Raw genomic sequence first — 24,067 nt, 5'->3', positions numbered from 1 at the left:
CGGCGGCCTCCCTTGACAGTGGCCGACCCGAGCACAACCATAGTGACACGTATCACCAGTGACACGTATAAGTCGAGGACGACCAGTGCGTCGCGGAGGAACAGTGCTCAGGATCGGCATCATCGGGACCGGCGGGATCTCCCGCACCCACATCGACGGCTACCGCCGGTTCGGGAGAGAGTGCGAGATCGTCGCCCTGTGCGACATCGCTCCCGGCAAGGCCGCCGCGCTGGGCGCGGAGCTCGGCCTCACCTCCGCCCGGGCGTACGAGCAGGTCGAGGACCTGCTCGCGGCAGAGGAGCTGGACCTCGTCAGCATCGCGACGCCGCCGTCCACCCACGCCGAGCTGACGATCGCCGCGCTGCGCGCCGGCGTCGACGTGCTCGTCGAGAAGCCGATGGCTCCCTCGCTCGAGGAATGCGACGCGATGATCGCGGCCGCCACCGAGAACGACCGGATCCTGTCCGTCGTGGCGCAGAACCGCTTCCGCGACGACATGGCCACCCTCAAGGAGGTGCTGGACTCGGGCCTGATCGGCCCCGTCTCGCACGCGCAGGTCTCCTCGTCCTGGTGGCGCGGCACCGCCTACTACGACCTGTGGTGGCGCGGTACGTGGGAGCGTGAGGGCGGCGGATGCACGCTCAACCACGCGATCCACCACCTGGACCTCACGTCCTGGATGCTCGGCGCGCCCAGTGCCGTCACCGCGGTGCTGACCAACGCGCAGCACGAGAACTCGGAGGTCGAGGACCTCTCCGTGGCCGTCCTGCAGTACGACCGGGCCCTGGCCGAGGTGACCAGCTCGGTGGTGCACCACGGCGAGGAGCAGGCGATCGTCGTCCACGGGCGGTATGCGCGGGTGTCCCAGCCGTGGAAGGTCGTCGCCGACGTCGCCGAGCCCAACGGCTTCCCCGCCCCTGGTGGCGACCCCTGCCGGGTCGCGAAGATCGAGGCGCTCGCCGCGGCACACCGCCCGCTGCCGCACGTGGGCCACGCCGGGCAGATCGGCGACACGCTGGAGGCGGTGCGCGAACGCCGTCGTCCTGCCGTGGACGGCGCCGACGGCCGCCGCGCCATCGAGCTCGTGACGGCGATCTACGAGGCGGGTATCGAGCGACGCACGGTCGACCTGCCGCTGTCGCCGGACGACCCGTACTACCGCGCGGGCACACTCGTCGAGCGCGCCCCGCACTTCTTCGAGAAGACGACGACGGTGGCCGACCTGCCCGGTGACATCATCGTCGGGAGCAGCGCGGCCGGCGACAGCTGAGCGCCGGCCCTGCCCGAAGCCCTACCCGAAGCCCTACCCGAAGCCCTACCCGAAGCCCTACCCGAAGCTCTGCCCGCCCCGAACCTCGAAGCCCCGACCGAACAGGACGAGAGACGTCATGACGACGACCAGCGGCGCCGCCTACGCGCCTGAACCGATCCCCGATCCCGTGGTGAACGCCGGCGACTTCCCCATCGCCGCGGTGCGCCTCGACCACGGGCACATCTACGGCATGTGCGAGGGGCTGATCAGCGCCGGAGCGACGCTCAAGTGGGTGTACGACCCGGACCCGGCGAAGGTGGCGGCGTTCCGCGCCAAGTTTCCGGACGTGCGGGTCGCGCGGAGCGAGGACGAGGTCCTGGACGACGACGAGGTCCGCCTCGTCGCCGGAGCGGCCGTCACCTCGGAGCGTTGCGCGCTCGGCCTGCGGGCCATCGAGGCCGGCAAGGACTACTTCACGGACAAGGCGCCGCTGACCACCCTCGACCAGCTCGCGGCCGCGCGGGAGGCCACCGCCCGGACCGGGCGCAAGTACGCCGTCTACTACTCCGAGCGGATCCACGTCGAGGCGGCGGTCCTGGCCGGCCAGCTCATCGACCAGGGCGCGATCGGCCGGGTCCTGCAGGTGATGGGCCTCGGTCCGCACCGCCTGGGCACCGGGCGTCCGGACTGGTTCTTCGAGAAGGAGAAGTACGGCGGGATCCTCTGCGACATCGGCAGCCACAACTTCGAGCAGATGCTGTACTTCGCCGGGGCCAAGGACGCCGAGGTCGGCTACTCGGCGATCGCGAACTACCACCACCCCGAGCACCCGGAGCTCGATGACTTCGGCGAGGCGACGATCGTCATGGACAACGGTGCCAGCGGCTACTGCCGGGTCGACTGGTTCACCCCGGACGGCCTGAGCACGTGGGGCGACGGGCGTACGTTCGTGCTCGGCACCGACGGCTACATCGAGCTGCGCAAGTACGCCAACGTCGGCACCGACGAGGGCCCCGGCCACGTGTTCCTCGTCGACGGCAAGGGCGAGCACCACCTCGTCGCGGACGGGAACGTGGGCTTCCCCTACTTCGGCCAGCTCATCCTCGACTGCCTCGAGCGCACGGAGACGGCGATGACGCAGGAGCACGCGTTCAAGGCTGCGGAGCTCAGCGTGCTGGCCCAGCAAGGGGCGCGGGTCCTCAGCGCGTGACCTTCTGTCTGCCCGCCCGGTTCGCCCGGTTCGCCGGGCGGGCAGACAGAACTCCGGGGCGCCTGTTCACTGTGTCTTTCAGCCCCGCCTTTGCCCCACGCCTTTTCACCCACGCTTTCTCGCGTGGTGAGAGGGTGTCTGAGTTGCGCGAACGTAAGGTTAGGCTTACCTGCGTGACTCCAACTGCCCTCCGTGGTGACGATCTCGTCCTGGGCTACCAGCGCACCACCGTCGTGCACGGTGTCGCCGTGCACCTGACGCCCGGCATCGTGACGGCGCTCGTCGGCCCGAACGGGTCCGGCAAGTCCACGGTGCTCCGCTCGCTCGCCCGCCTGCACCCGGTGCAGCAGGGGACCGTCAACCTGGGCCCCACGCCCGACGACGCCGTCGACGCCGCACCGCTGTCCGCGCGCGAGTTCGCACGCCGGGTCACGCTGCTGGCCCAGTCCCGCCCGCACCCGGCAGGGCTCGAGGTGCGCGACGTCGTGGCGTTCGGCAGGCACCCGCACCGCCGTCGCTTCGCCCCGCTCACAGACGCCGACCACACCGCGATCGACCGCGCGATGGACATCACCGGCGTGACCGCCATGGCCCGCAGAGGGGTCGACCAGCTCTCCGGCGGCGAGGTCCAGCGCGTCTGGCTGGCCACCTGCCTGGCCCAGGAGACCGGCGTCGTGCTGCTGGACGAGCCCACCAACCACCTCGACCTGCGCTACCAGGTCGAGACCCTCGACCTCGTGCGCGACCTGGCCGAGGACCACGGCACCGCCGTCGGCATCGTGCTGCACGACCTGGACCACGCGGCGTCCGTCGCGGACTCCGTCGTCCTGCTGCACCGGGGCCGCGTGCTGGCCTCCGGACCGCCTGCCGAGGTGCTCACGGCAGAGCACCTGTCGCTCGCCTACGGCCTGCCGATCGACGTCAGCACGGACCCGGGCACCGGGCGGGTGCGCGTGCACCCGCGCGGCCGCCACCACGGCCGGACGCGCTGACCCCCAGAGCCCGCCCGACGCCGTCGGCGCCGCATCGCACCGCACCGCACCGCACCGCACCTTCCAGACGTACCCGGCAGAACCACGACACGACGTGTCACCGCACTCGCCGAAACTCGACGTGTCACGAAACTCAAGGAGACTCATGTCCCTGCGCACAACCGCGTCCCTGGTGGGCGCCGCACTGATCCTCCCGCTGACCCTGGCGGCCTGCGGCACCACAGACCCCGGAGCTGCCGCGTCGTCGGCCCCGGCGGAAGCCGCCTCGGGCGACTGCGCCGACGTCACCACCGAGACCGGGCCGGTCTCGGTGACCGACTCGTTCGGCCGCACCGTCGAGCTCGACGAGCCCGCCGAGCGCGTGGCGGTGCTCGAGTGGCAGCAGACCGAGGACCTGCTCACCCTGTGCGTGAACCCGGTGGCCGTCGCCGACGTCGAGGGCTACAGCACCTGGGACAGCGCCGAGGAGCTGCCGGACGGCGTGACCGACGTCGGCACGCGGGGGGAGCCCAACCTCGACGCCCTGTACGCCACCGAGCCGGACCTCGTCGTCATCGAGGCCTACACGCCCGACGACGAGATCATCGCCCAGCTCGAGGCCTACGACGTGCCGGTGCTGGCCACCAAGGGCGCCGACGCGGCGGACCCGATCAAGAACATGTTCACCACGTTCGACCTGATCGCGCAGGCCACCGGCCGCACCGAGCGCGCGGCGACCGTCACCGAGGAGTTCGAGCAGCACCTGGCCGACGCCGAGGCGGCGATCAGCGAGGCCGCACCCGAGCACACCGACTTCGTGTACTTCGACGGCTGGATCGACGGCGGCAACGTCACCCTGCGTCCCTTCGGCCAGGGCTCCCTGATCGGCGAGCTGGGCGAGGAGATCGGCCTGACCAACGCCTGGACCGGCGAGGTGGACCCGGCCTACGGACTGGGCCAGTCCGACATCGAGGGCATGACGGCGGCCGGCGACGCGACCCTCCTGTACACCGGCACCCCGGACCCCGACGGCGACTGGACCACCGAGCTCGAGAAGAACGACGTCTGGGCCAACCTGCCCGCCGTCACCGAGGACCGGTCGCACGCGTTCCCGGAGCGCATCTGGACGTTCGGTGGCCCGCGGTCCGCGCTCCAGGTCGTCGACGCCTACGTCGACGTCTTCACGAAGTGACGCGATGACGGTCATCCAGTCGTCGTCCACGACGGACACCGCACCGCAGGCGCCGGCGTCGCGTCCCGCCGCCTGGGCGTCGGGCGCCGCCGCCCTCGTGGTGCTCGCGCTGGCCGTGCTCGTCGTCGGTGCCTGGCACCTGACGCAGGGCACGTCCGGCGTCGGCATGGGCGACCTGCTGCGCCTGGCCGGCGGGCAGGTGAGCGGGCAGGTGAGCGGGCAGAGCGCTGAGGACGCCGCGGCGGTCCGCGACATCCTCGTCGGCTCCCGCCTGCCGCGCCTCGCGGCGGGTGTAGCGGTCGGGTTCGCCCTCGGCGTGGCCGGCGCGCTGTTCCAGTCGATCGCCCGCAACGCGCTGGCCTCGCCGGACACGCTGGCGGTGACCGCCGGCTCCCACCTCGCGGTCGTCTTCGTGGCCGCCTTCGGGCTGACCGTGCCGCTGTGGGCCTCGGGCGCTGTGGCCTTCGCCGGCGGCATCGCCGCCGCCGGGCTCGTGCTCGGGCTGGCCGGCGGTGGCGGGTCGTCCACCACGCGCCTGGTGCTCGCCGGGTCCGCCGTCGCACTGGCGCTGCAGGCCGCGGCGTCCGCGTTGCTCATCCTGTTCGAGGCCGAGACCACCGGGCTGTTCGCGTGGGGCAGCGGCTCCCTGAGCCAGCTCAACCTGACGGCGTTCTGGCGCGCGCTGCCCGTCGTCCTCCTCGCCACCGCGGCCGGCCTGGTGCTCTCCCGGCGCCTCGACGTGCTCGGCCTCGGCGACGACACGGCAGGCGCGCTGGGCGTCCCCGTGCGCTCGACCCGCGCCGTCGGCGTGCTTCTCGCCGTGCTGCTGACGGCCACGGCCGTGACCCTCGCGGGACCGATCGGCTTCGTCGGCCTCGCCGCGCCCGTCGTCGCGAGACTGCTCGCCCGGGTGGTCCCCGCGCTGCACCGGCACGTGATATTGCTGCCGGCCGCGGGCCTGCTCGGCTCCTTCGTGGTCGTGCTGGCCGACGCCGTCGTGCGCGCCCTGATGGGCGCCGAGGCCGCGCTCGCCGTACCCACCGGCGTCGCGACCACGCTCGCCGGCGCCCTCATCATGGTGCTGCTCGCGCGACGCCTGCGCGACGCCGGGCCGTCCCGGACCCCGCCGGCCGCCACGGCCGGGCCCCGCAGCGCCCGCCGGTTCGCCGTCGTGCTGAGCATCTGCGTCACCCTCACGATCGGCGTCGCGCTGCTCGGCCTGCTCGCCGGGTCCACCTGGCTCCGCACCGGGGACATCGCGCTGTGGCTGCAGGACCAGGGCCCCGCTGTGGTCCGGTTCGCGCTCGACGAGCGCGCCCCCCGCGTGCTGGCCGCGAACGTCGCCGGGGCGGCACTCGCCCTCGCCGGGACGATGGTGCAGGCGACGGCCCGCAACCCGCTGGCCGAGCCCGGCATCCTCGGGATCACCGGGGGCGCGGGCCTGGGCGCCGTCATCGTGGTGACCGCCGTGGCGGGCACCGCCTGGGGCAACGGGGTCGCGGCGAGCACCGGCGCCATGCTCGTGGCCGCCGTCATCGGCGGACTGGTCGCCTTCGGGCTCGTCTACCTGCTTGCCTGGCGGGGCGGCCTCCACGCCGACCGGCTCGTGCTCATCGGCATCGGCCTGGGATACCTGACCACCGCGCTGACCACGTTCCTGCTGCTGATCTCCGACCCGTGGAACACGCCGCGCATCTACACGTGGCTGTCGGGCACCACGTACGGGCGCGACTTCTCCCAGGTCCTGCCCGTCGTGATCGTGCTGGCGCTCGCGATTCCCCTCGCCGTGGTGGTCCGACGTGAGCTGGACCTGCTCGCGCTCGACGACGACACGCCGCGCCTGGTGGGCGTCCGGCTGGAGCGGAGCAGGCTGCTCGTGCTCGCGGTGGCAGCAGTGCTGGCAGCGACGAGCGTGACGGCCGTCGGCGTCGTGGGGTTCGTGGGTCTGGTCGCCCCGCACGCGGCGCGTGCTCTGGTCGGCGGCCGGCACGCGCGGGTGCTGCCGGTGGCGATGCTGCTCGGTGCCGTGCTGCTCGGCCTGGCGGACACCCTGGGCCGGACGGTCATCGCACCGGCCCAGCTCCCGGCCGGGCTGGCGGTCGCACTGCTCGGGGCACCCTACTTCGTGTGGTTGCTGGCGCGTTCGCGGGCCTGAGCGGCGGTCAGCTCCGGCGGGCCTTCGCCAGCTGCTCCTCGCGGAGCGCCACCTCGAGCGCGGCGAAGGCCAGCACGTCCAGGAGCAGGCCGAACGCCGCCGTCCACTGCACCGCGCGGAACACGAGCAGCTGCGTGAACAGCAGGCTGACGAGGACTGCGCGGCGCACCCAGACGGCGCCGCGCAGATGGTTGCGGCGTCCGACCGTGACGCCGACGGCCAGCAGCACGACGGACGCGGTGACGGCCGCGAGGATCGCTACGCCGGTCCACTGGGGCAGCCCTGGCACCAGCCCGCGCAGCACGTGGAGGCCGACCAGCGCCTCGGCCGCGCTGACGGCCAGGAGCACACAGATCAGCAGCCAGGCGGCCCAGGCCCGGTCCACCAGCGCGTCCAGCCAGCGCACGACGCGGTCGACGCCGCCGCGGACCGGGTCGGGCAGGTCGGTGTCGTCGTCGGGCACCGCCTCGATCAGCTCGGCGACCAGGTCGGCACCGGGCTCACCGGAGCCCTTGGCGGCGAGCTCGCGCGCGTCCGCCCGGGCGGTCGGCGTGAACCCGCCGGCCAGCCCGGCGGTGAGCCGGTCCGCCGCCACGGCGAGGTACTCGGCGGGATGGTGCGCCCGGCGGCCGTGCAGGGCCTCGACGATCAGGACGAGCACCACCGTGACGAAGTAGATGATCGCGGCGGTAGGCGCGTAGAAGTAGTCGTTGTCCGCTGTCACGAACTTGCCGACCTCGTCGATGAACAGCCCGAAGCCGACGCCGCCGAGCACCGCGCCCAGCGACCGCGGAACCGGGCCCACGTACGACAGCAGCAGCATCATCGCCAGCGCCATGAGGAGCCCGCCCCACAGGACGTGCGCGAGGTGCAGCCCGCCGCCGCCGATCTGCGGGTAGTCCATGGCGGCCAGGTAGGCGCGGGTTCCGAGCACGGTCGCCACGCTCGCCACGAGGAACGTCACCAGGTGCCGCACCGCCGCTGTGTCGCGCGGGGCCCCGAGCCGCAGCAGGTGGCCGCGGCCGGCGAGGCCGCCCCGTCCGGTCGTCAGCTCGTTCGTCACGCTGTCTCCCCTCGTGCCGACCACGGCGATGAGATTCGCCGTGGTCTCCGGTCTGTACCGACGTACCGATCAGCCTTTCCGATCAGCTTTCCGATCGGCCTTTCCCAGGAGACCATCATGACCACTACCTACACGTTCGACGTGTTCTCGAGTCTCGACGGTTTCGGCGCCGCCGGCGGCGACTGGACAGGCTACTGGGGCAAGCAGGGCCCGGAGCTCCTGGAGCACCGGCTCGCCCTCTACTCGCGGGAGCAGCGGATGGTCCTCGGGGCGAACACGTACCGGGCGTTCGCGCAGATGCTGGCCGAGAGCTCCGAGGACTCCGACGTGCGCGACGCGTGGGTCACCCGGATGCGGAACCTGCCCGCGACGGTGGTGTCGAACTCGCTGGAGAGTCCCCTCGACTGGCCGGACGCGACACTGGTGAGCGGTGACGCCGTCGACGTCGTCGCCCGGCTCAAGGAGGAGTCGGAGGTGCCGTTGCGCTCGCACGGCAGCCTGTCGATGAACCGGGCGCTGATGGCCGCCTGCCTGGTCGACCGGGTCCAGGTGACGCTCTTCCCGGTGATCACCGGCCGGACCGGCCTGGAGCCGATCTTCCAGGGCGCCGCCGACTTCGACCTCGAGCTGATCGACCACCTGACGCTCGACGGCGACATCCAGGAGCTCGTCTACCAGCCGACGCTGCATGGATGAGGACCTCGGCGGGACCAGAGCCGGTTTCGGAACTGGTTGACTGCCTACGCCGCATCCGTCAGATCATGCCGTCCAGACCGCGTCCACCACCAACCCGAAGCATGCCGAAACCCCAGTTCACAGCACTTTTGAATCGCGCCTTAGGACGCTTCCTGACCGACGATCTGGCGACGTGGTGTCTCGTCCGTCGGGGTCGGGGTCGGGGTCGGGGTCGGGGTCGGGGTCGGGGTCGGGAGTGGGGTCGGGAGTGGGTTGACGTCGCCGACGATGGCGCCGGCCCTGCGGCTCCACGGGAGGTACTGGTAGGCGAGGTTGACGAAGGTCCCGATCCGGTTGCGGCCGCCGAGCAGGAACCAGATGTGGATGGCGACCCACGTCACCCATGCGACGAGGCCCGTGATCCCGGGGCCGACGGGCAGCTGGACAACCGCGGCCCGGTTGCCGATGGTGGCCATGATGCCCTTGTCGAAGTACCGGAAGGGCCGCGTGGTCTCGCCCCGGCCCAGTCGGACGATCTGACGCGCGGCGTGCTTGCCCATCTGCATCGCGGGCTGGGCGAGCTGAGGCATCGGGTCGGCGGGGTTGATCGCCGCGTCGCCGACAGCGAAGACGCGGTCGAGCCCTGAGACGCGAAGGTCGTCCTGGACCACTATCCGGCCCCCATCGCCGATCGGCAGCCCCCAGTCGTCCGGCTCGACGCCGCCCGCCGTACCGGCGGCCCAGATGACCACGTCCGCGCGCATGGAGGAGCCATCCTTCAGGTCGACGCGGTCCCGGTGCACGGCGGAGATAGCCGTACCGAGACGGACGTCGACGCCGCGCTTGATCAGCTGCCGATGGGTGTAGCGCCGCAGTCCGTCGTCGAAAGGGGGCAGCAGGGTGTCGCCCCTCTCGACCAGGGTGATCCTCAGCTGAGATGGGTCGAGCTCGGGGAAGGCGGTGGTCAACAGGGACCGCTTGAGGTCGGCGATGGCACCGGCCATCTCGACGCCGGTGGCCCCGCCGCCGATGACGACAGCGTGAAAGCTGCCGGTTCCTGGTTCGGAACGGCCGGCGACGGACTCGAGCCCGCTGAAGATGGCGTCCCGGGCCGCAAGGGCGTCCCTGCGGGTATACACCGAGACGGTGTGCTCGCTCGCGCCGGGCACACCGAAGTAGTGACCGACGGTTCCGATACCGACGATCAGGTAGTCGTATGGCAGTGGCGCACCCGCGTCGACGAGCACTTCGCGCCGCGTGTGGTCGATGCCGCGCACCGTCGCTCGCCGGAACCGGACGTCGTGCCGAGCGCTGAGCGGCCGCAGCGGATACGTGACGTCTCCGGAGTTGAGGCCGCCTGTAGCCACCTGGTACAGCAGTGGAAGGAAGGTGCTGTAGGGATTCTGGTCGACGAGGGTCACGTCGGCGTTCGTGCGAGCGAGCCTGCGGATCGCTTGGATACCTGCGGAGCCGGCGCCCAGTACCACGACGCGGGGACGGTCTTGAGTGGTCATCGCTTCCTCGATCTCGATTCGGTACAGATCTGGTCAGGAAAGTCCGCAAAGGACACATCAGCGCGGGCGTCGCGACGCCCCACGCTCGGCACGGTCTACCGCGGCCTCCTCACGGGCCGCCACGATGATGAGCGCCCCCGAGGCGACGCCGGCGAAGTACGGCGACGGAACCAGCAGCACAGGCGATACCGGCTGGCACTCGCTGCGTCGCCCGGCATGGTGTGCGCATGGTCACGCGACGCATCGAGAGCACCCCCGAGAGCGCAGCAGCTTCCGCGCGATTCGCCGAAGGAATCGAAGTGCGGTGCTCCCGCGATGCCCCACCACACGTGGACAGACGCGTACACGGCGAGAAGAAACGGCGCCAAGGCGGCTCGATGGCATGGGACAAGCCTTCAGCGAAGCGCGCGGCCCCGCTTCACCCTGCCGGGGGACCGGTATCCCTCGCGCGGGTGAGGGCTCCGTTCTGGCGCAGACCGACGCGCTCAAGGGTCATGGTCCCAGGCTCGTCGCCGAAGCAGCGGAATCTTGCCGCACCACCGACTCGATGTACATAGCCACCTCGCCGAACACTGACTTCGACCGACACATGCGAGGTGATCGAGGCACTCGCCGACAGGGCCATGATCTGCGAAGGGAGACGCTGGCGGGCGGCCGTCGCCGTGGGCGGCCGTCGCCGGTAGCTGCGAGATTCCGCAGGCCGGGATTCGTCAGGAGAGCGGCAGGAGAATGCCTCCGATCACTGAGATGCATGGGCTGCTGATCGCCGATCACGAGCCCACCGCTGACCGGATCTCCTCCCTTTCAGGCAACATCGCCTCGATGGTGGACGCGTCGCGGCTCACCGCGTCCGACGACGAGCACGACCCCGAAGGGACCACGATCGCCTTCGAGCTCTCACAGGCGAGCACGCTGCTCGATGCGGCCAGGAACCACTTGGTCGACGTGGACGCGGCGATCGCGAGGGTCACCGCCGGCAACCACGGCTACTGCGAACGGTGCGGACAAGCAGTCGCGCGTGGCCGCCTGCTGGCTCGGCCCACGGCCCGCACGTGCATCAGCTGCGCTGTCGCCGGCTAGGCGACTTCGGATTCGGGTGGGGTTTCGAGTGGTTCGGGCAGGGTGATGCGGTGTCCTCGGGCGTCGGTGAAGGCCCACCCGGTCTCCAGCAGGGTGCCCGGGACGGCAGCGCCGGTGGTGGTGCCGTCGACGGTGGTCGTGCCGATGGTCGTGCCGGGGGTGGTGCCGGTGGCTGCGGTGCTGGTGGTGGTGCTGCCCGGGCCGGTGGTGGTGGTGCCGGTTAGGGGTTTGCCGGTCCAGTGCATGGTGATGCCTTGGGTGTCGACGAGTTGGTGGTGGTACCAGCACAACAGGGCGCTGTTGCTGACGGAGGTGTTTCCGCCGTGGGCCCAGTGGGTGATGGCGTGGTGGACCTCGCATCGTGAGGGTGGTTGGTCGCATCCGGGGAAGACGCAGTGCCGGTCGCGCGCGATCACTGCTCGGCGCATCTGCCCGGTGACGGTGCGTTGGGCGCGTCCGACGTCCAGGACCGCACCATCAGGTCCGAACACGACCCGGGTGACCGCACTGTCGCATGCGAGCCGGCGTAGTAGTGCTCGTGGTGCCCGGTCGCCGGTCTCGGTGAACACCGGCCCACCACCGGACAACAACCCAGACATCGACAGTGTGCCGGCCACGCCCGCGCTCGTACTCGTGCCCGTAACCGCTGTACCTGCACCCGTGCTCGTGCCTGGTGCTCCGGCACCGGTCGGACATCCTGGTGCGCCGCCTGATGCGGCACGTCCTGGTGAACGGCCTGGTGTGGCTTGTCCGCAGGTCAGGCACAGGCCCTCGCGGGTGCGGGTGGCCTGGGCGATCAGCTCGGTCCAGGACACCGTCACATTCAGGTGGGGCGGGATCGCCGCGCCGGGTGAGGCCTGGTTCGTGTCCAGGACGATCCGGGCGAGGTCGGCCAGGCCCTGCGCGCGACGCTGGGTCGACGTGCGGGGGTCCTCTGCGGCGGGCGCGCCGATGATCGCGTTGATCGCGGTGGTCACGAGCAGGCCGTGTTCGTCGGTCAGGAATCCTGCCAGGTGGTAGCCGTCAATGGTTTTGGCCAGGTCGAGGAACTCGCCCTGGGCGGCCTTGTCGTCATCGGTGTCGTCGGTGTCGGGGTCGGTGATCGTCGCGAAGCGGCGGGCCACGACCCGGAACTGGTCCGCGTTGAGCAGGGATGCTTCGCGTAGGACCAGGCCTTCCCCGGTGACCAGTGTGCCGTCCGTGACGGCGTCCTCCAGCACCTGGGTGATCAGGTTCCGGGTGTGTTCACCGTCGGGGTCCTCGGCCGGGTCGGGGAAGTCGACGGCGACGGTCTGCACGAACTGCTCAGGGGTGGTGGTCTCGCCGGTGCGGGTATCGATCAGCCACGCCAACGCATCCTGCCGGGTCTCGCTGGTCGGGGCGACGTCGGTCATGACCTTCGCGTGGTCGATGCCCAGGGTTCCCGCGACCAACCGCTCCCGGGTCCCGGGCAGGGCCGTGGCGAGGCGGCGGGCGATCGTCATGTCCTTACCCGCCGTCGACGCGGACACGCCTTCGCGGAGCCGGAGCCAGGTCGTGAACGCGCGCGCCATCCCGCCTGAGCGCCAGGACCCGTCCGCTTCGATCCGGGGCAGCAACGTGTATCGGACCCCGTCCAGGCGAGCGGTCAGCCGACGGATCCGGGAATGGGCCTCCGCCAACCGCGTGATACCCGGGGCGTTCCACCCGTCCAGCACCTCGGGATCGGTCAGCGCTGCCAGAACTGCAGCATCGGCCTCGAACCGGGCCAGCACGTCCTCGATCGACTCCGCAGGAGGCAGGCCAGGGCCTAGGGCACCATTCGTTGACTTCGACTGCTCCACCGACCCCACCCCCTCGTCGCCTCTAGTACTCACGTCCTGCCTGCACCCATTCTCTCGAACATGCGTACGTACCGCGCGGCAAGCATGAAATCTGTGGATAACACTTCGAGGCTGTGACGGATGCCGGCCGACTAGCCCGGAGCGTGAGCCGGAGGGTCGCCGGGGAGCCGGCCGAGACGCGCGTCACCAGGGGCGTCCGTTCGTGTCACCGTCCGCCCGGCGAGGGCTGCGGTCATGGACGAGTCCGACAAAAATGTCGGCTCACGGGTCCACGGGCTCCCGCGTGAGATGCGCGCCGGCTTGCTAGCCTCTACCCAGGCACTCGATGAGCCCGCCGCCCGCGCCGAGACGATCGGTCTGGTGAATGCATCGACGAAGATGTCCTGCCAGGGTTCTCGTGACTACCACGGTGCCACGGACGGCAGTGCGGGCACCGACCACGCTCACGGCACCGGGATAGCGATGTACTCGTGGACCTGACACCTGACGACGCCAAGACGGCTGCCCGAGTGCTGCGCCGCATGCTCGCCGACACCGGCGTCACCATCAGTCACAGTCGCGGGCTGGAGATCGTCGCGGCCCAGCTCGGCTTCGCCGACTGGAACACGGCGTCCGCGCGGCTGCCTGCGCAGCTGCCGCCAGGCCGGTTGCCGGTGGTACCACCGGTACCACCGGTACCGCCGGGACCACCGGCGCGGCCGCACCGTCCGAGGCCGACGGGCTTCGGACGCGCGGTCCCCGTGCTCCGCGTCCAGGACGAGGCGCGCGCACGGGAGTTCTACGTGGGCTACCTCGGGTTCGACGTCGAGTGGGAGCACCGCTTCGAGCCGGGCATGCCGCTGTACTTCCGCGTGCGCCGCGGCGAGGCGGTGCTGGACCTGTCCGAGCACCACGGTGACGGGACCCCGGGAGCGGTGGTCCGGGTTCCCGTCGCGAGTGCCGATGCGCTGCACGCGGAGCTGTCGGCTCGGCCGCACGCCCGGCTCCGGCCCGGCATCGACCGTGACGCTCCCGGAGGGCCGACCATCGAGGTGATCGACCCGTTCGGCAACGTCCTACGCCTCTGCGAGTCATCCGGCTGACACGGTGGCGGTGGGCCGCGATGATGGTCTGGACGACTACTCGACGTCCAGAGGGGGAGTGGCGGCCATGGCCGAGCTCCGAACTGCCGTCGCGGCCGAGCGGGGCGCCCGCCCATATGTGGTGGTGCACGTCGCGGTGTCGGTGGACGGCGCCACCACCGGCTTCGCGCCGGACGTCGGCCGGTTCTACGAGCTGGCCCAGACCTGGCACGAGGACGTCACCCTGGCCGGGGCGGATACGATCCTCGCGCAGGAGGAGGCCCTGGCGGCGCAGTCGGGTCCCGGCCCGGCCGACGGCGGGCCGCTGCTCGCCGTCGTCGACAGCCGCCGCCGCGTGCGGGCCTGGCGGGCACTGCGGGACGCCGGACACTGGTCCGCCGTGGTGGCCCTCCGGTCCCGGGCGGTCGGGGCCGACGGCGAGGTCCCAGCCGACGAGACCAGCCCCGGTGAGACGGTCCCCGGCGAACCTGCCCTCGACGGTTTCGCTTCTGACGGTCCCGACCCTGACGGTCCTGACCCTGTTGAAGAGCTGGTCGTGGGTGATGACCGGGTCGATCTCCCGGCCGCGCTCGACGTACTGGGGGAGCGCGGCGTGGAACTGGTCCGGGTGGACAGCGGCGGGGCGCTGACCGGGGCGATGCTGCGGGCTGGGCTTGTCGACGAGATCAGCCTGCTCGTCCATCCGTGCCTGGCCGCGGACGGCGCCAAGCACCGCTGGTTCGGCACGGACCCGCCGGCGTCGGCCCTGCGCCTGGTGAGCGCCGAGACCTTCGACGATGCGGTGGTCTGGCTGCGCTACCGCCGCTGACGGCCGGCCCTGGCCGCGCCCCGCTACCGGCACCGAGCCGCTGACAGAGCCACCGGCGCGCCCGCATACGGCCCGCGGGACCCTTGACGCCCCGTGCCCGTTCTCGTAACGTCCGTACAGCAAGCCGCAAGAAATTGACAGACGCTGAGCACAAAGCAGTGCACACGCTGCAACTTTCTACTCTCGCTGGGCAATGCTGCCCTGCGGCTGGACGAGCCCGCCCCGGCGGGAGAACGAGGACGTTCATGAGAATCCCCTGGAAGAACACGGTCGTGGTGGGTGCCGCGCTGGCGCTGGTCGCGCCGCTCGGCCTGGGCGCCGTCGCGTACGCCGCGGCGGATGCCACCAACCTCGCGCTCGGCAAGCCGATCGCCGCGTCGTCGGTGACGCAGACGTACGTCGCGGGCAACGCGAACGACGGGAGCACGAACTCCTACTGGGAGGGCGCGGGCGGCCAGTACCCGGCGCACCTCACCGTCGACCTCGGCGCGGCGGCCGACGTCGAGCGTGTGGTCGTCACGGTGCCGCCGGCCTCCGTCTGGGCGCCGCGCACCCAGACGTTCAGCGTGCTCGGCCGGTCCGACGGCGAGTCGTCGTTCCGGACGCTGAAGGCCTCGGCGGCGCACCGCTTCGACCCCGCGACCGGCAACAAGGTGGAGCTCGCGCTCGGCTCGGAGGTCGGCTCCGACATCGACGAGCTCCGCCTCGCCTTCAGTGCCAACACCGGCGCCGGCAACGGCCAGGTGTCCGAGCTGCAGGTGTGGGGCACACCCAGCGGCGGCGGTGATCCGACCGACCCGTCCACGGACCCGCCGACCGACCCGACCGGCACCAACTACGCGAAGGACCGCCCGGCGGCCGCGTCGTCCACCGAGTGGTCGTACGTCGCGGCGAACGCTGTCGACGGGCAGGTCGGCACGTACTGGGAGGGCGCGGGCGGGCAGTACCCGTCGACGCTCGACGTCTCCCTCGCCGCGCCCACGCAGGTCAGCAGCCTGCGGGTGCGGTTGAACCCCGACGGCGCCTGGGGCCAGCGGACGCAGACGTTCTCAGTCTGGGGGCGCTCCGGCACGGGCGCGTGGCAGGAGCTCAAGGCGTCCGCCGGGTACGCGTTCGCACCGGGGAGCGGCAACCTCGTGAACGTCCCCGTGACCGGGACCGTCACCGACGTCCGCCTGCGCTTCACCGGCAACACCGGCGCCGGCAACGGCCAGGTCGCCGAGCTCGAGGTCTACGGCGCGCCCGCGCCGAACCCGAACCTCGTCGTCACAGCGGTCACCACGTCCCCGGCGTCGCCCACCGCGACCACAACCGTGAAGCTGACGGCGACCGTGAAGAACACGGGCGACAAGGCGTCGGCGGGCACCTCGCTCGACGGCAAGCTCGGTGGCACCACCGTGGGCTCGGCGGACGTCGGCGCACTGCAGCCCGGCGCGAGCGTCCAGGTAGAGGTCCCCGCGGGTACCCGACCGGCCGGGGAGTACACGGTCGGTGCGGTCGTCGACCCGGCGAACACCGTGGCCGAGCAGAACGAGACGGACAACGCGTTCACGGCGTCGGCGAAGCTCGTGGTGCGCGAGGCGCCCGGGCCCGACCTCGAGGTCGTCTCCGTGTCCTCGAACCCGGCCAACCCCGCCGTCGGCGCGGCGGTGTCGTTCAGCGTCCAGGTGCGCAACCGTGGCAACGAGCCGGCTGCGGCCGGTTCGGTGACCCGCGTCGTGGCCGGTTCGAGCACCCTGAACGGCACGACGCCGGCAGTCCCCGCGGGCGGGACCGTCACCGTCACGCCGTCCGGCACCTGGACCGCGACGAACGGCGGGGTCACGGTGACCGCGACCGCCGACGCCACCGACGTCGTCGCCGAGACGAACGAGGACAACAACTCGAGGACCCTCGCGGTGACCGTCGGCCGCGGTGCCGCCGTCCCGTACACGACGTACGAGGCGGAGGACGGCCGGTACACGGGCACGCTCCTCGAGACCGACCCGCTGCGCACGTTCGGCCACACCAACTTCGCCACCGAGTCCTCGGGCCGCGAGTCCGTGCGGCTCAACAGCACCGGCCAGTACGTCGAGCTCACCTCCACGAACCCGACCAACTCCATCGTCGTACGCAACTCGATCCCCGACGCCCCCGGCGGCGGAGGGCAGGAGAAGACGATCAGCCTCTACGCGAACGGCGAGTTCGTGCAGAAGCTGACGCTGTCGTCCAAGCACTCGTGGCTGTACGGGAACACCGACCAGCCCGAAGGCCTGACGAACACGCCGGGCGGTGACGCCCGCCGCCTCTTCGACGAGTCGCACGCTCTCCTCGGCCGGTCGTTCCCCGCAGGCACGGTGTTCAAGCTCCAGCGCGACGCCGGCGACGACGCCGCGTTCTACGTCATCGACCTGGTCGAGCTCGAACAGGTCGCACCGCCCGCGGCCAAGCCCGCCCAGTGCACCTCGATCACCGAGTACGGCGCCGTGCCGAACGACGGACGCGAGGACACCGAGGCCATCCAGGCCGCCGTCACCGCCGACCAGAACGGCGAGATCAGCTGCGTGTGGATCCCGGCGGGGCAGTGGCGCCAGGAGAAGAAGATCCTCACCGACGACCCGCTCAACCGCGGCACGCACAACCAGGTAGGGATCAGCGACGTCACCATCCGCGGCGCGGGCATGTGGCACTCGCAGCTCTACAGCCTCATCAAGCCGCACCTCGCGCCGGGCGTCATCAACCATCCGCACGAGGGCAACTTCGGGTTCGACATCGACGACAACGTCCAGATCTCCGACATCGCGATCTTCGGGTCCGGCGACATCCGTGGCAACAACGGGCAGGAGGAGGGGGGCGTCGGCCTCAACGGCCGATTCGGCAAGGACACCAAGATCACCAACGTCTGGATCGAGCACGCGAACGTCGGTGTGTGGGTCGGGCGCGACTACACCAACATCCCCGAGCTCTGGGGACCCGGCGACGGCCTCGAGTTCTCCGGCGTGCGCATCCGCAACACCTACGCCGACGGCATCAACTTCAGCAACGGCACGCGCAACTCTCTCGTGTTCAACTCCACGTTCCGCAACACCGGTGACGACGCGCTCGCCGTCTGGGCCAACCCCTACGTCAAGGACCGCAACGTCGACATCGGCCACGACAACGCGTTCCGCAACAACACCGTCCAGCTCCCGTGGCGTGCCAACGGGATCGCCATCTACGGCGGCTACGACAACAGAGTCGAGAACAACCTGATCGCCGACACCATGAACTACCCGGGCATCATGCTGGCGACCGACCACGACCCCCTGCCGTTCTCGGGGACGACGCTCATCGCCAACAACGGCCTCTACCGCACCGGCGGGGCGTTCTGGAACGAGGACCAGGAGTTCGGCGCGATCACGATCTTCCCGCAGACGCACGACATCGTCGGCGTCACCATCCGCGACACCGACATCGTCGACTCCACCTACGACGGCATCCAGTTCAAGAACGGCGGCGGCAACATGCCCGACGTCCGCATCACGAACGTCCGGATCGACAAGTCCAACAACGGGTCCGGCATCCTCGCGATGGGCGGCGCTCGCGGCAACGCGATCCTGTCGAACGTGAAGGTCACCGACTCCGGTGAGGGGGACATCGAGAAGGAGCCCGGTTCGCAGTTCGTGTTCACCGGGCAGTAGTCGCGCAGTAGCCGGGCAGTAGCCGGGCACACCGCGAAGCGCGCCGTTCGGCGCTGGAGCAGAAAGGTTGGTGCCGCGGTCCGAAGGGGCGGCGGCACCAACCTTTTTCCGTCCAATCCGGTCGCGCCGCGGCTCCGAACCCACTGCACGAACCCACTGCACGAGACCACTGCACGAGACCGCTGCAGGAGCCGCTGCACGGCACCGCCGCACGGCACCGCGCACGACACGAATGGAGAACTGCCATGTCCCAGTCCACGTCCTCGACCCGAGCACCGCACCAGCTCATCGCCCTCACGATCGGCGTGGTGTACCTCCTGGTGGGGGCCGCCGGGTTCTTCGTGACCGGATTCGACGGCTTCGCCGAGCACAACCACGACCAGACGCTGCTCGGCTTCGCCGTCAACCCCCTGCACAACATCGTGCACATCCTGATCGGGCTGCTCGGCGTCGCACTGTGGTCAGTGCCCGGCCGCGCGCGGACGTTCGGGTGGCTGCTCGTCGCCGGCTACGGCGCGACGTTCGTCTTCGGCCTGATCGCCGTCAACAACCCGGACATCAACATCCTCAACATCAACGCTGCCGACAACGTGCTGCACATCGGCAGCGTCGTGATCGGCCTCGCCATCGCGCTGTGGCCGCAGCGCCAGGCCAGCACCACCTCGCCCGAGCTGGAGCGGTTCTGACCAAGGGCATGCCTCTCCGGCACAGTCCCCGTGTGCGGGCTGTGCCGGCGGTGGCCGCTCCTGGTGCACCCGTCGGGGGTTCGACATGTTCCACAATGGGTCGATGATCTCCACCGAGCTTGCCGTGCAGCTGCGTGACGCCGGCCTGGTCTGGACGCCGGTCGACGGCGACCAGTTCCGTATCGCCGCGCCGGAGCTCGCGGGTGACGTCTTCACCGTGAGCACGATGACCATCGAGGCGCACGAGTTCCCGACCGGCACGATCCTCGGCTTCAACGGAACCACCGAGTGGGCACTCGACTCGGTGGCGATCGAGGACACCCTCTGGCTGCCGCGCGAGCACCAGCTGCGTGCCCTCCTGCGCTCGAGCTTCCGGGCGCTGCGCCGCGTCGACGGCGCGTACGAGGTGGATGTCGAGCTTCTGGGACAGCCTCGTGTGTTCACCGCCCTGGAACCGGTCGATGCCTACGGCCAGGCGCTACTCGCCCTGATCGAGCTCAGCCGCTGACCTGCGCCCGGGCGGTGACGGGCGCGGCTAGCGCTGCGAGAGCGCGGCGAAGCACAACAGCGCGAGCAGCTCGGCGGCCATGGCCGCGAGCATCGCGGCGGGTAGGGCGGACGCCAGCACACCGCACAGCGCGGCACCGAGCGCCGCGCCCCCGAGCTTGAGGCTGGCACCGGTGGTGAACACCTGGCTGCGGACCGCCCCGGGTGTGTCCCGGTGGCGGATCCGGAGGAGCGCGGCCAGCTGCGGCCCGTCGGCAGCCCCGGTGAGCGCGGCAGCCGCCAGGAGGCAGCCGACGCCGACGGGCGGCCGGTCTGCCACGAGGGCCAGCGCGGCCATGCCGGACGCGACGGCGAGCAGGCAGAAGGTGGCCACCAGGACCCGGTCGGGTGAGATCCGGCCGGGCCGCAGCGCGTACGCCGCGTTGCCGACCACTGCGGCGAGAGCCATCAGGGCCACCAGCCAGGGGCCGTGCTCCGCCCGTCCGAGGACGTGCTGGGCGAGGAGCGGCGCCGAGGTGAAGATCAGCCCGACACCGACGTAGCTGATCACCGACGTGACCGTCGCTCGACGCAGCGGCCGGATCCGGGCGATCGCCTGGAACCCGGTCAGCACCTGTCGTTGAAGCGGTGGCTGTCGACCGGTTCTGAGCGCCGTGCCCCCGGTCGTCCACGCGGCTGGTGCGGCGAGCAGGATCGTCAGCGCCGCGACGACGACGGCGTGGGCCGGCGACAGCGTGACCGCCAGGACGCCCACGAGGACCGGGGCGGCCAGGGCGGCGATGTCGAAGGTCAGGGCGTCCAGCGCGGAGGTCCGGGGCAGCGCCCGGGCCGGTACGACGTCGGGCAGCCGGGAGCTCCACCCGCCGGACAGCGCCGGCCGGAAGAGCCCGCCGACCAGCGCGACGGCGACGACGGGCGCCGTCGCGCGGAGGCTCCCGAGCAGGAGCCCGACGGCGGCGATGGCCGTGGCGAAGGCGATGAGCGTGAACGCCAGCAGCCGGCCCGGGTGTCGCGAACGGTCGAGGAGCACCCCGAGGACCGGCCCGCCCACCGCGGTCGCCGCGGTCAGCGCGGCCACCACCGCCGGTCCGGTCGAGGCAGCGCCGGAACCGGAAAGGGCGAGCAGCAGCAGCGCGGGTCCGCTCATCTCGTCGCCGGTACGAGAGATCGCCGCCCCGGCCAGGTAGGTCCGCAGACGTCGGTTCGCGGTCTGCGCGGGCATGGGACGCACCGTAGGGACGTAACGCAAAACTTGTCTATGAGCGTTACATTTCGATGATGGTCCCACCGCCTGCCGACTGGCCCGTCCGGCTCTCTCCGCGTACCGCCGCACGGCGGACCGCGGCGATGATCAACGTACTCGCTGCCGACCCGACACCGGAAGCGATCCGCGAGGTCCTGCTCGCCCACGGCGAGGCCGAGTCATTGACGATCACCGGCGACGACGTCGAACCGCTGCGGCGTGCGGCGCAGAAGCTCCGGCCGGTCTTCGACGCCGACGACCTCGAGACCGCGACGGCGCTGCTCAACCAGCTGCTCGCCCGGCACACGCAGCGCCTGCGGCTCACCACGCACGGCGGGACGACATGGCATCTCCACCTCGACCGTGACGACGACGGCCCGATCGGCGAGTGGTTCCTGGCGTCCGCCTGCCTGGCCATGGCCGTGCTGATCTGGGACCGGCAGCAGCTGCCGGGCGGTGTCTGCGCGGCGACAGGGTGCGATCAGGTCTTCCTCGCGGTCGGCAGCGGTCCGGACCAGCGGTACTGCTCACGGCGGTGTGCCACCCGCGAGCGGGTCGCCGCCCACCGCGCGAAGGCCGGGGTCAGCGCAGCACCGCGGCGATCGCGCTCACCTCGATGAGTGCGCCCGGCACACCGAGCCCGGCGACCCGCGCCCCGAGCACCAGGGGCGGTTCGTCGGACGCCAGCAGGGGCGCGATCGCGCCGTAGGCAGCAGCCAGGTCGACACCGTCGACGAAGAGCACGGTCCACTGCACGACGTCGGCGAACGTGGCGCCGGCCGCGGCGAGCGCGACTCCGGCGTTCTCCAGGGCGCGCACCGACTGGTCGGCGACGTCGTCGGCGACGTCGTCGGCGCCGACGAGGGCGCCGTCAGCGTCGACGGAGTTCTGGCCGCCGACATAGATCGTCGTCGCCCCGGGCGGCACGACGGCGACGTGGCTGAACGCTGGGCTGGAGACCAGCCCGTCCGGGCGAAGGCGCTGGATGTTGTCCATACCCGATGCTCGCACGAGCCACTGACACGGACCTGGCTGGCGTCAGCCATCCACCCCGCACCCGCTACCGACCACCCGGCTCAGTGGTGCGGGCGGTGTCTCGCGGTGCCCCTGGAGGTCCACCCGGTGGTCGCCGCACGTCGTGCACCTGACGTAGAGCACGAAGCCCACAGAGGTCGCGTGGCGTGACGTCGTCGCCCACGCGTGCTCGTGCGCGGCCTCCTGGGAGCTGGTGTGCGGTGAGGGGCGGGTGTCGGTCGTCGTCATGCCTCTTACGATGCTGTAATGGCCTTGTGCATCTCAACCCTTACGGGGAGTACGCGATCCTGCTCGCCGCTTCCCTCGCCAACGAGTGGCCGGCCGACCGGGCGGGGATCGAGGCGCGAACACGCGACTTCGGCATGGCGATGGAGTTTCGGGAGGAGCCCGAGGACCATGCTCGCTCGCGACTCGTCATCGACGACTGGCTGCGTGTCGTGGACACGCCCGATCCCGCGGCACGTGCCGCCCTGCTCAACGCGCAGATGGCAGCGGTCGCGGCCTACCCGCGGCTCACGGACCACGACGACGAGGGCTGGCATCTCCACTACCGGGACGACAACCAGGTGCTGTCCTCGGTCCTGCGCGCCGTGATCAGCGTGGGTACGTCGCTCCACCTGGTCACTCGCGGGATGCACCGGCTGGGGCGCTGCGCGTCCGAGCCCTGCACCAACGTGGTGGTCGACGTGACCCGCAACGGTCGTCAGCGGTACTGCTCGGTGCGGTGCGCCAACCGTGCCGGTGTCCGACGGCATCGCGAACGAGCGGACCGGTCCTAGCCGACCGGTCGTCCGGCTGGGCTGAGCGCCGTCGGTGGATTTCACCCGGGTGGTTGTGCCGGTCCGCGGTCCGTTTTGCGGGCACTCGTACCGGCCTGTTCCGTATCCTTCATTCCGGTGAGCGCGTCCGGTGCTCCGGTCGAGAACCGCAGGCGACGGGCGCAACAGGGTACGAGGCCGGGGGAGACCATGGTGGACGGGCACGGGCCGACGGGCGGGCGAGAGCCCGGACCCACGCAGGACCTGCGCTTCGCCGCTCCCGCGGCGCAGGCATCACAGGCACCGCCCCCGTACGGATACGGGCCCTACGTCCCGGCCTCCGCACCGAAGGCCCCGAGCAACCCGCAGGCGACGGCGAGCCTCGTCCTCGGGATCGTCTCGCTGGTGCTGAGCCTGCTGTTCCTGCCGGCCGTCATCGGCGTCGTGCTGGGGATCGTCGGGCTCGTGCGGTCGGGCCGCACCGACCCGCCGACCGGGCGTGGGGCGGCGATCACCGGTATCACCCTGTCGGTGGTCGGTGCGGGCCTCGGGGTCCTCCTCGCGACGACCGCCTCGGCTGCGCTGTCCGACCTGGCGAGGACGATCGCGGAGGAGAGTGCCACCACGGCTCCGGGTTCCGGCAGCGGTTCGGCCGAGCGCCCCGACGGCGGCGGCCCGGTGCTCGACCCGGAGGACTACGTCCAGGTCGACGCCAAGCAGTGGGAGTCCATCGTCAAGGACCCCGTCCTGGCCGAGGGCCGTGCCGTGGTGGTGTTCGCCGAGGTCGTGCGGTTCGACAGCAGCACCGGCACCGACCGGTTCCTGGCGGTCGCCGGCGTCGACCAGCCCGGCGGGTTGTTCGAGCTGCAGTCCAGCTCGGTCTTCGTCGGGGACGACACACTGCTCGACGGCGTGGAGACGGGGGACGTGCTCCAGGTCCGGGCCGAGGTGACCGGCTCCCTGGAGCTCGAGACCCAGCTCGGTGGCGTCTCGACAGTCCCGGTCCTGACCATCGCCCAGCTCGAGGACGTCGGTCTCGCGGACCTGAGCAAGGACTTCACCGTAGGTGAGGGCGAGAGCGACTCCCTCGGCATCCTGGTGGTCCCGGTCACCGTGACCAACAGCGGCGGGCGGACGTTCACCTACACCGCCGAGATCGTCGCGCAGAGCAAGGACGGCAAGAGGTCGTACGGCACGGGGACCGTGTTCATCGAGCACATGAAGGCGGGCCAGCGCGAGAAGGTCGACGTCGACATCTTCGCCGACGTCCCGGCCGACGTCGTCTACCGGGTCCAGGGGACGGCGCGATACATCGAGTGACGCCGCACCGTGCCCTGAGCGTCGCCGCCTCCTG

At 71.2% G+C, this 24,067-nt stretch carries 22 protein-coding genes; 16 read left to right on the top strand and 6 right to left on the bottom strand.

Annotation, left to right across the window (positions count from 1 at the left end):
* Window positions 1-103: 103 nt before the first annotated feature.
* From LUU90_RS01815 to LUU90_RS01795, 5 genes are all read left to right on the top strand, one after another.
* Window positions 104-1,270 (top strand): Gfo/Idh/MocA family protein, encoded by a 1,167-nt coding sequence (locus tag LUU90_RS01815; protein WP_275001524.1) that lies wholly within the window; start codon window positions 104-106, stop codon window positions 1,268-1,270.
* 118 nt (window positions 1,271-1,388) lie between these two features.
* The gene (locus LUU90_RS01810) at window positions 1,389-2,462 is read left to right on the top strand and encodes a Gfo/Idh/MocA family protein (RefSeq protein WP_275001523.1); all 1,074 of its coding nucleotides are present in this window, start codon (window positions 1,389-1,391) and stop codon (window positions 2,460-2,462) included.
* Window positions 2,463-2,635: 173 nt separating this feature from the next.
* Window positions 2,636-3,454, top strand: a complete 819-nt coding sequence (locus LUU90_RS01805) for an ABC transporter ATP-binding protein (RefSeq protein ID WP_275001522.1) — start codon at window positions 2,636-2,638, stop codon at window positions 3,452-3,454.
* A gap of 145 nt (window positions 3,455-3,599) precedes the next feature.
* A complete protein-coding gene (locus LUU90_RS01800) occupies window positions 3,600-4,625 on the top strand; it encodes an iron-siderophore ABC transporter substrate-binding protein (protein ID WP_275001521.1) in 1,026 nt (341 codons plus the stop codon).
* Between the two features lie 4 nt (window positions 4,626-4,629).
* Window positions 4,630-6,780 (top strand): iron ABC transporter permease, encoded by a 2,151-nt coding sequence (locus tag LUU90_RS01795; protein WP_275001520.1) that lies wholly within the window; start codon window positions 4,630-4,632, stop codon window positions 6,778-6,780.
* A gap of 7 nt (window positions 6,781-6,787) precedes the next feature.
* Here the strand turns inward: LUU90_RS01795 and LUU90_RS01790 are convergent, their stop codons facing one another.
* Window positions 6,788-7,843 (bottom strand): hypothetical protein, encoded by a 1,056-nt coding sequence (locus LUU90_RS01790; protein ID WP_275001519.1) that lies wholly within the window; start codon window positions 7,841-7,843, stop codon window positions 6,788-6,790.
* A gap of 117 nt (window positions 7,844-7,960) precedes the next feature.
* Here LUU90_RS01790 and LUU90_RS01785 point away from each other — a divergent pair, with 117 nt between their 5' ends.
* The gene (locus LUU90_RS01785) at window positions 7,961-8,539 is read left to right on the top strand and encodes a dihydrofolate reductase family protein (protein ID WP_275001517.1); all 579 of its coding nucleotides are present in this window, start codon (window positions 7,961-7,963) and stop codon (window positions 8,537-8,539) included.
* Between the two features lie 140 nt (window positions 8,540-8,679).
* Here the strand turns inward: LUU90_RS01785 and LUU90_RS01780 are convergent, their stop codons facing one another.
* A complete protein-coding gene (locus tag LUU90_RS01780; RefSeq protein ID WP_275001515.1) occupies window positions 8,680-10,032 on the bottom strand; it encodes an NAD(P)/FAD-dependent oxidoreductase in 1,353 nt (450 codons plus the stop codon).
* A 729-nt stretch (window positions 10,033-10,761) separates the two neighbouring features.
* Here LUU90_RS01780 and LUU90_RS01775 point away from each other — a divergent pair.
* Complete coding sequence (locus LUU90_RS01775; RefSeq protein ID WP_275001514.1) at window positions 10,762-11,112, top strand: TraR/DksA family transcriptional regulator; 351 nt, start codon at window positions 10,762-10,764, stop codon at window positions 11,110-11,112.
* On the opposite strand, the gene LUU90_RS01770 is transcribed toward LUU90_RS01775, so the two are convergent.
* Entirely contained in the window at window positions 11,109-12,968 is a 1,860-nt protein-coding gene (locus tag LUU90_RS01770) for an HNH endonuclease signature motif containing protein (protein WP_275001512.1), read from the bottom strand. The genes LUU90_RS01775 and LUU90_RS01770 overlap by 4 nt on opposite strands.
* Window positions 12,969-13,169: 201 nt before the next feature.
* On the opposite strand from LUU90_RS01770, the gene LUU90_RS01765 reads away from it, so the two are divergent.
* The 6 genes from LUU90_RS01765 (at window position 13,170) to LUU90_RS01740 (ending at window position 19,678) form a co-directional block, all read left to right on the top strand.
* Window positions 13,170-13,415: a hypothetical protein gene (locus LUU90_RS01765; RefSeq protein WP_275001511.1), complete on the top strand. Its 246-nt coding sequence runs from the start codon at window positions 13,170-13,172 to the stop codon at window positions 13,413-13,415.
* Window positions 13,406-14,017: a glyoxalase superfamily protein gene (locus LUU90_RS01760; protein WP_275001510.1), complete on the top strand. Its 612-nt coding sequence runs from the start codon at window positions 13,406-13,408 to the stop codon at window positions 14,015-14,017. The genes LUU90_RS01765 and LUU90_RS01760 overlap by 10 nt, the downstream gene beginning before the upstream one ends.
* A gap of 67 nt (window positions 14,018-14,084) precedes the next feature.
* Complete coding sequence (locus tag LUU90_RS01755) at window positions 14,085-14,825, top strand: dihydrofolate reductase family protein (protein ID WP_275001509.1); 741 nt, start codon at window positions 14,085-14,087, stop codon at window positions 14,823-14,825.
* Between the two features lie 245 nt (window positions 14,826-15,070).
* Window positions 15,071-18,484, top strand: coding sequence for a CARDB domain-containing protein (locus tag LUU90_RS01750; protein WP_275001508.1), 3,414 nt, complete (start codon window positions 15,071-15,073; stop codon window positions 18,482-18,484).
* A gap of 245 nt (window positions 18,485-18,729) precedes the next feature.
* Entirely contained in the window at window positions 18,730-19,170 is a 441-nt protein-coding gene (locus tag LUU90_RS01745; protein ID WP_275001507.1) for a DUF4383 domain-containing protein, read from the top strand.
* A 103-nt stretch (window positions 19,171-19,273) separates the two neighbouring features.
* Window positions 19,274-19,678, top strand: a complete 405-nt coding sequence (locus LUU90_RS01740) for a pilus assembly protein CpaE (RefSeq protein ID WP_275001506.1) — start codon at window positions 19,274-19,276, stop codon at window positions 19,676-19,678.
* 27 nt (window positions 19,679-19,705) lie between these two features.
* On the opposite strand, the gene LUU90_RS01735 is transcribed toward LUU90_RS01740, so the two are convergent.
* Window positions 19,706-20,899, bottom strand: a complete 1,194-nt coding sequence (locus tag LUU90_RS01735) for an MFS transporter (protein ID WP_275001505.1) — start codon at window positions 20,897-20,899, stop codon at window positions 19,706-19,708.
* Window positions 20,900-20,955: 56 nt separating this feature from the next.
* Between LUU90_RS01735 and LUU90_RS01730 the strand changes: the two genes are divergently transcribed.
* Entirely contained in the window at window positions 20,956-21,540 is a 585-nt protein-coding gene (locus tag LUU90_RS01730; RefSeq protein ID WP_275001504.1) for a CGNR zinc finger domain-containing protein, read from the top strand.
* Here LUU90_RS01730 and LUU90_RS01725 read toward each other — a convergent pair.
* Together LUU90_RS01725 and LUU90_RS01720 are read right to left on the bottom strand one after the other, a co-directional pair.
* The gene (locus LUU90_RS01725) at window positions 21,503-21,916 is read right to left on the bottom strand and encodes a RidA family protein (RefSeq protein ID WP_275001503.1); all 414 of its coding nucleotides are present in this window, start codon (window positions 21,914-21,916) and stop codon (window positions 21,503-21,505) included. The two genes, LUU90_RS01730 and LUU90_RS01725, sit on opposite strands and share 38 nt — an antisense overlap.
* A 42-nt stretch (window positions 21,917-21,958) precedes the next feature.
* Complete coding sequence (locus tag LUU90_RS01720) at window positions 21,959-22,183, bottom strand: hypothetical protein (protein WP_275001502.1); 225 nt, start codon at window positions 22,181-22,183, stop codon at window positions 21,959-21,961.
* Between the two features lie 26 nt (window positions 22,184-22,209).
* Here LUU90_RS01720 and LUU90_RS01715 point away from each other — a divergent pair, with 26 nt between their 5' ends.
* Both LUU90_RS01715 and LUU90_RS01710 read left to right on the top strand, forming a co-directional pair.
* On the top strand, window positions 22,210-22,734 hold the full coding sequence (locus tag LUU90_RS01715) for a CGNR zinc finger domain-containing protein (protein ID WP_275001501.1): 525 nt from the start codon (window positions 22,210-22,212) through the stop codon (window positions 22,732-22,734).
* A 117-nt stretch (window positions 22,735-22,851) separates the two neighbouring features.
* A complete protein-coding gene (locus tag LUU90_RS01710; RefSeq protein WP_275001500.1) occupies window positions 22,852-24,033 on the top strand; it encodes a DUF4190 domain-containing protein in 1,182 nt (393 codons plus the stop codon).
* The last annotated feature ends 34 nt before the right edge of the window (window positions 24,034-24,067 follow it).

This window comes from Promicromonospora iranensis (assembly GCF_028994775.1).
Taxonomy (GTDB): Bacteria; Actinomycetota; Actinomycetes; order Actinomycetales; family Cellulomonadaceae; genus Promicromonospora; species Promicromonospora iranensis_A.
This window is presented reverse-complemented; position numbering and strand designations above follow the sequence as displayed.